5 protein-coding genes are annotated in these 6,872 nt (G+C 73.6%); all 5 read right to left on the bottom strand.

Annotated features, from left to right (window positions below; all coding sequences use genetic code 11):
- Positions 1–52: 52 nt before the first annotated feature.
- Complete coding sequence (locus IN07_RS20665) at positions 53–1,987, bottom strand: penicillin-binding transpeptidase domain-containing protein (protein ID WP_231558501.1); 1,935 nt, start codon at positions 1,985–1,987, stop codon at positions 53–55.
- Between the two features lie 73 nt (positions 1,988–2,060).
- Complete coding sequence (locus IN07_RS20660; protein ID WP_036339915.1) at positions 2,061–2,912, bottom strand: GNAT family N-acetyltransferase; 852 nt, start codon at positions 2,910–2,912, stop codon at positions 2,061–2,063.
- A 40-nt stretch (positions 2,913–2,952) separates the two neighbouring features.
- Positions 2,953–4,107, bottom strand: a complete 1,155-nt coding sequence (gene ispG, locus IN07_RS20655) for a flavodoxin-dependent (E)-4-hydroxy-3-methylbut-2-enyl-diphosphate synthase (RefSeq protein WP_036339862.1) — start codon at positions 4,105–4,107, stop codon at positions 2,953–2,955.
- Between the two features lie 18 nt (positions 4,108–4,125).
- Positions 4,126–5,580 carry a M50 family metallopeptidase gene (locus tag IN07_RS20650; protein ID WP_231558500.1) on the bottom strand — a complete coding sequence of 485 codons (1,455 nt, stop codon included), beginning with the start codon at positions 5,578–5,580 and terminating at the stop codon, positions 4,126–4,128.
- Entirely contained in the window at positions 5,517–6,749 is a 1,233-nt protein-coding gene (gene dxr, locus IN07_RS20645; protein ID WP_036339860.1) for a 1-deoxy-D-xylulose-5-phosphate reductoisomerase, read from the bottom strand. Before dxr ends, IN07_RS20650 begins: the two co-directional genes overlap by 64 nt.
- Between the last annotated feature and the right edge of the window lie 123 nt (positions 6,750–6,872).

Raw genomic sequence — 6,872 nt, 5'->3', positions numbered from 1 at the left:
GGACCCCAGCGGGTGTGTCACCGAAGCGGGGCGAAGGTTCGCAGCCGCGGCACTAGCTGCCCAGCGCGGCGAGGAAGGCGTCGGCGACCTCGACGGCGACGCTGCTCGACTGCCCTCCCTCGACGAGCACGGCGAACGCGACGTCGCCCTGGGGGCCCCCGAGCTGGTAGCCCATGAACCACCCGTGTGCGTCCAGCGGGGTGTTGGTGCCGTACTCCGCGGTGCCGGTCTTGCCGTACACCTCACCCCGGTCGGCCAGCCCGGTGGCCGTCCCGCTGAGGACCACCTGGCGCATCATCGGCCGCAGCGCGTCCAGGACGGCCGGGTCGGGTCCGGCGGGGACGGCACCGGCCGGCTCTGCCCCCACGACCTCGACGGGGACGGCCGGGGTGCCGCCGGCGATGCCGGCGGCCACCAGGGCCAGCTGGGCCGGGCTCATCAGCACCTGGCCCTGCCCGATCGCGTCGGCGGCCTCGGTCGTGCCGGTGCTCGTGGCGGGCACCTCTCCGCTGAAGACGTCGACCGGCAGCTGCCAGTCGGTGCCCACCCCGTAGGAGGTGGCCGCGGCGGCGAGCGCGCCGTCGGGGAGGGTGAGCGCCTGCTGGATGAAGGTGGTGTTGCAGGACTGGGCGAACGCCTCGGTCATCGGCACCGTGCCGAGGTCGAACTGGTCTTCGTTCTCGAACTCCCGGCCCTCCACGACGGTCGTGGCCGGGCAGGGCACCTGCGTCTCCGGGGTGACCGTGCCGGCGGACAGCAGCGCCGTCGCCGTCATCGTCTTCATGCTCGAGCCGGGAGGGAACTGCCCGGTCAGGGCGTTGACCGGGTTGGCCGCCTCGTTCGAGCTGACCGCCAGGAGCTCCCCGGTGCCCGGCCGCACCGCCACCAGGTGGGTGGCCAGCGGCTGGGTGGCCACGGCGGCGTCGGCGGCGTTCTGGACCGCCGGCAGCAGCGGGGTCTGGACGGGGGTGCCCGGCACGGGGTCGACGGTGCCGACGACCCGCCCGGTGTCCTCGAGGGCCTCGTCGGTGCTCACCACCCGCACGGTGAACCCGGGGGTGCCGGCCAGCTGCTCCTGGTAGGCCAGCTGCAGACCGGACAGGCCCAGCCGGTCCCCGGCGGCGTAGCGCTGCTCGCCGTCGGCGTCGACGGTGTCCTCCAGCACCTCGGCGGTGGCGTCCCCGACCCGGCCCAGCAGGGCGAGCCCGAACCGGGACGTGGGGGCGAGCAACCGGGTGCTGGTCGGGAAGACCGCCTCGGGCAGGTCGTACACCTGTGCGCGGATCGCCTCGAAGTCCGGCCGGCGCAGGGTGATGACCGGGACGAACTGCCCGGCCGGTGCCGCCTGCACGTCGGCGGTGATCTCCTCCGCGGAGATCCCGGTCGCCGCGGCCAGGCCGGCGGCCAGCGCCGGCAGGTCGGTGACCTGGGCGGTGTCCACCCCGACGTCCACCACCTCGGTCTCGGCGAACAGCGGCGCGCCGGTGCCGTCGGTGATCGGTGCGCGCTCCGGCAGCGACCGGGCGAGCTCCAGGTGCTGACCGTCGGCCAGCTCCGGGTGGACGACGGCCGGCTCGGCGACGATCTCCCAGCTGTCCTCGCCCTCCTGCAGCTCCAGCGTGGCGTCGTAGGTCCAGTCCGGGGCCGCGGTGAGGTCCCAGGTGGCCTGCCAGGTGACGGTCGCCGCGCCGTCCTCGGCCTGCACCTCGCCCAGCTCGGCGCTCAGGGTCGCATCGGGCAGGTCGGCGGCGGTCTGCTCCAGCAGCGCCGCGGCCGCCGCGGGGTCGGTCGTGCGGTCGGCGGCTGCATCCACCCGACCCGCGGCCCAGTCGTCGAGGAAGGCCTGGGCGGCGTCGCGGACGTCGTCGGTGGAGTCGCCCGAGCACCCGCTCAGCAGCGGGGCGAGCACCAGCACCGCGGCACCCCCGGCCGTCGTCACCCGGCGGGTGGCCCCGCGCCTGCTGCTGGACCCGTGTCGGCTGCGCACCCACCCACCCTGGCAGAAGTCCGCTGCCGATCCGGAACTCCTCGCCGCACCAGCCCCAGGACTCCCAGGCCGTCTAGAAGAGGATCGAGGCGTACGTGCCGACCTGCTGGAAGCCGACCCGTTCGTAGGCGGTGCGGGCCGCACGGTTGTAGTCGTTGACGTAGAGGCTGACCACCGGGGCGATCGCCGTGCGGGCGTACTCGACCACCGCCGCGGTGCCCCGCTGCCCGATCCCCTGCCCGCGGTGCTGCGGGGAGACCCACACGCCCTGCACCTGGCAGGCGTCGCGGGAGACGGCGCCGATGTCGGCCTTGAAGAGCACCTCGCCACGCTCGATCCACGCCAGTGAGTGACCGGCGTGGACCATCTCCGCCACCCGGGCCCGGTAGCCGGCGCCGCCGTCGACGCGCAGCGGGCTGACCCCGACCTCCTCGGTGAACATGGCGACGGCGGCCGGCAGCAGGGTGTCCAGCTCCTCGGTCCGGACCGGGCGCACCCGCGGCTCGGCCGGCACCGACGCCGCCCCCGAGATGGCCAGCAGTGGCTGCTGGGCGCGCACCTCCCGCGCCGGGCCCCAGTACGGCGCCAGCAGGTCCCACAGCGGCAGCACCGCCGCCGCCGGGCCCACCACGGTCGAGCACCGTCGCCCGGCCCGCCGGGCCCGGTCGGCGAACGCGGTCGCCGCGGCCCGTTCCGCGCCCGGCCGGGCGAAGGGGATCAGGTTCGCGCCGGCCAGGCAGACCGCCTCCAGCCGGCGACCGGCGTACAGGCCCCACAGTGGCGCGCCCAGCGACGCGGTCGCGGTGCCGTGGGTCTCGACCCGCCCGGCGAGCATGCAGGCGCCGACCGGGTCGGTGGCCAGCAGCTCCCGGACGGCGTCCTCGTCCCCGGCGTCCAGGACGCGGGCGGGCGAGGAGCGCAGCACGCGGACCACTGTCCTCGGTCGACCGGTGCGGGCGGGCGGGTCAGGAGACGGAGACGACCGGCGGACCGGACGGGGTGCCCTCGGCGACCTGCGCCTCGGCGATCCGCATGGCCTCCTCGATCAGCGTCTCCACGATCATCGACTCGGGCACGGTCTTGACGACCTCGCCCTTGACGAAGATCTGCCCCTTGCCGTTGCCGGAGGCGACGCCCAGGTCGGCCTCGCGGGCCTCGCCCGGGCCGTTCACCACACAGCCCATGACGGCCACCCGCAGCGGCACCTCCATGCCCTCCAGGCCGGCGGTCACCTCGTCGGCGAGCTTGTAGACGTCGACCTGGGCCCGGCCGCAGGAGGGGCAGCTCACGATCTCCAGACCGCGCTGGCGCAGGTTCAGCGACTCCAGGATCTGGTTGCCGACCTTGACCTCCTCCGCCGGTGGGGCGGAGAGGGAGACCCGGATGGTGTCGCCGATGCCCTGGGACAGCAGGGCGCCGAAGGCGACCGCGGACTTGATGGTGCCCTGGAAGGCGGGACCGGCCTCGGTCACGCCGAGGTGCAGCGGGTAGTCGCACTGGGCGGCCAGCAGCTCGTAGGCGCGGACCATGACCACCGGGTCGTTGTGCTTCACCGAGATCTTGATGTCGCGGAAGTCGTGCTCCTCGAACAGGGAGCACTCCCACAGCGCCGACTCGACCAGCGCCTCCGGCGTCGCCTTCCCGTACTTGGCCAGCAGCCGCTTGTCCAACGAGCCGGCGTTGACCCCGATCCGGATCGGGGTGCCGGCGTCCTTGGCGGCCCGGGCGATCTCGCCGACCTTGTCGTCGAACTTCTTGATGTTGCCCGGGTTCACCCGCACGGCGGCGCACCCGGCGTCGATCGCGGCGAACACGTAGCGCGGCTGGAAGTGGATGTCGGCGATCACCGGGATCTGCGACTTCCTGGCGATGATCGGCAGCGCCTCGGCGTCGTCGGTGTCGGGCACCGCGACGCGCACGATCTGGCACCCGGAGGCGGTCAGCTCGGCGATCTGCTGCAGCGTCGCGTTGATGTCGGCGGTCTTGGTCGTGCACATCGACTGGACACTGACCGGGGAGTCGCTGCCGACCCCGACGCCCCCGACGTCCAGCTGACGGGTCTTCCGGCGCGGAGCGAGGACGGGCGGCGGAGAGGCGGGCATGCCCAGCGAGACGGTCACGGTAGGTCAGTCTCCCACTTACTGCAGGGTGATCGGGTTGACGACGTCGGCGATGACGAGCAGGCCGGACAGCAGGATGAACAACCCCGCCACGGCATAGGCGACCGGCATGAGCCGGGCGATGTCGAACGGGCCGGGATCGGGCCGCCCGCGCAGCCGGGCCACGGTCGAGCGGGCCTTCTCGTACAAGGCGCCGGCGACGTGTCCGCCGTCCAGCGGGTAGAGCGGCACGAGGTTGAACAGGAAGAGCACCAGGTTGACGCTGGCCAGCAGCGACACGAAGAAGCTGAGCTTGTCCAGGTTGCTGAACTGCTCCAGGGCGAACGCCTCACCGGACAGCCGGCTGACCCCGACCAGGCCGATCGGCCCCTCGCGGTCGCGCTCCTCGCCCATGAACGTGGCCCGGAACAGCTGCGGGATGCGCTCGGGGATCTGCACCAGCCGCTGGACCGACTCGACGACCACGGTGCCGAAGTAGCCCGGCAGCGAGCTCAGCGGCTGGCCGACGTACTCCGTCGCGGACTGGACGCCGAGGTACCCGACCTCCTCGGCGCCATCGGGTTCACCGTCGGAGTCGGTGTCGGTGTAGACGGTGTTCTCGATCGGGGTGACCGTGAGGTCGAGCTGCTCGGGAACGCCCTGGGCGTCCTCGCGGGCGACGGTCAGCGTCAGCGGGGTGCTGGCGCTGGCCTGCACCGTCTCGACCAGCGCCTCCCAGCCGTCGCCCGGCTCCTGGGTGACGGGCTCGCCGTCGATCGCCAGGATCGTGTCCCCTGCCTGCAGCCCGGCCTGCGCGGCCGGACCGGCCGGCGGCAGCGCGCAGTCGGCGGCACCCGCCTCGCAGGTCTGCCCCTCGGGCGTGATCGGGACGGTGCAGGGGTCGGCGGCGGCGGCACTGGCGGCCCCGGCGGGCAGCACGCAGTCGGGCACCGCCGCGATCGTGGTGGTGGTCGTCGGCAGGCCGATGCCCACCAGCAGGACCAGGAAGAGCAGCACCGCCAGCACCAGGTTGTGGAAGGGGCCGGCGAACATCACGATCACCCGCTGCCACCACGGCTTGGCGTAGAAGACCCGGCCGCGGTCGGTGGGCAGGACGTCGTTGAGGGCCGCCCCGCGCACCTCGGCGATGAAGCTGCGCATCCGGGTGGCGCGCTTGCTCTCGCCCTCCTCGGCCGGCGGGATCATGCCGACGATCCGGATGTAGCCGCCCAGCGGGATCGCCTTGATCCCGAACTCGGTCTCGCCGCGGCGGAAGGACCACACCGTCGTCCCGAAGCCGACGAAGAACTGCGGCACCCGCATGCCGAACTTCCGGGCCCAGTAGAAGTGCCCGAACTCGTGGAAGCCGATGCTGAACAGCAGCCCGATGGCGAAGGCGACGATCCCGAGGACCGTCAGCAGGAACCCGCTCAGCTCAAGCTCCGTCTCAGGTCGTCCGCGTCGATGGCGCCGCGAGCGTGCTCCCGGGCCCACTTCTCAGCGGCCAGCACGTCCTCGACGCAGGTGGGTGCGCCGAGGTCCGGCGCGGCGTCGAGGGTACGCGCGATGACCTGCACGATCCCTGGGAACGAGAGGTGTCCGGCTGTGAATGCGGCGACCGCCTCCTCGTTGGCCGCGTTGTAGAGCGCCGGGACGACGCCGCCGGCCTCCCCCGCCTGCCGGGCGAGCCGGACCGCCGGGAACACCTCGCCGTCCAGGGGGAGGAACTCCCAGGTGCTGGCGGCCGACCAGTCCAGGGCCGGCTGCACGTCCGGCAACCGGTCCGGCCAGGCCAGCGCCAGCGCGATCGGCAGCCGCATGTCCGGTGGGCTGGCCTGGGCGATCGTCGCGCCGTCGGTGAACGTCACCATCGAGTGGACGATCGACTGCGGGTGCACCACGACGTCGATGTCGGCGTACGGGACGCCGAAGAGCAGGTGCGCCTCGATCAGCTCCAGCCCCTTGTTGACCAGGGTCGCGGAGTTGATGGTCACCACCGGGCCCATGTCCCAGGTGGGGTGGGCCAGCGCCTGCTCCCGGGTGACGTCGGCCAGGTCCGCGGCGCTGCGGCCGCGGAACGGCCCCCCGCTGGCGGTGAGCACCAGCCGGGCCACCTCGCCCCGCGTGCCCCCGCGCAGGCACTGCGCCAGCGCGGAGTGCTCGGAGTCGACCGGCACCAGCTGACCCGGGGCCGCCGCCGCCGTCACCAGTGCACCACCGGCGACCAGCGACTCCTTGTTGGCCAGAGCCACCGTGCGACCGGCGGCGAGCGCCGAGAGCGTCGGGCGCAACCCGATCGACCCGGTGATCCCGTTGAGGACGACGTCGGCCGGACGCGTGGCCAGCTCCTCGGCGGCGCGCGGGCCGGCCAGGATCTCCGGGAGCGCGTACTGGCCCTGGGCCCAGCCGCGCTGCTGCGCCGCGGCGTAGAAGGCGAGCTGCAGGTCCTGGGCGGCGGTGGCCCGGGCGATGGCCACGGTGCGCACGCCCAGCGAGAGGGCCTGCTCGGCCAGCAGGGCGACGTCACCCCCACCGGCGGCGAGCCCGGTGACCCGCAGCCGGCCCGGGTTCTGCCGGGCGACGGCGATCGCCTGGCGCCCGATCGACCCGGTGGACCCCAGCACGGTGACCGTGCGGGGTTCGGTGCTGCGCGGCTCGCTCATGCACCTGATCCTGCCAAGCCCGCCGAGTCCACGTCTCGCCGCCAGGCGCGGCACCGCCACCACAGCCTCGCGCCGTCCACTCTTGACGACGATCCACCGCTGGACGACTGATCTGCACAGCCG

This window comes from Modestobacter caceresii, from assembly GCF_000761485.1.
Classification (GTDB): domain Bacteria; phylum Actinomycetota; class Actinomycetes; order Mycobacteriales; family Geodermatophilaceae; genus Modestobacter; species Modestobacter caceresii.
The sequence above is the reverse complement of the archived record's forward strand: the minus strand, read 5'-3'. Positions and strand labels throughout refer to the sequence as shown.

Excerpts from the sequence above, each read along its gene's own strand:
- dxr (WP_036339860.1), bottom strand. The coding sequence starts at position 6,749 with ATGAGCGAGCCGCGCAGCACCGAACCCCGCACGGTCACCGTGCTGGGG.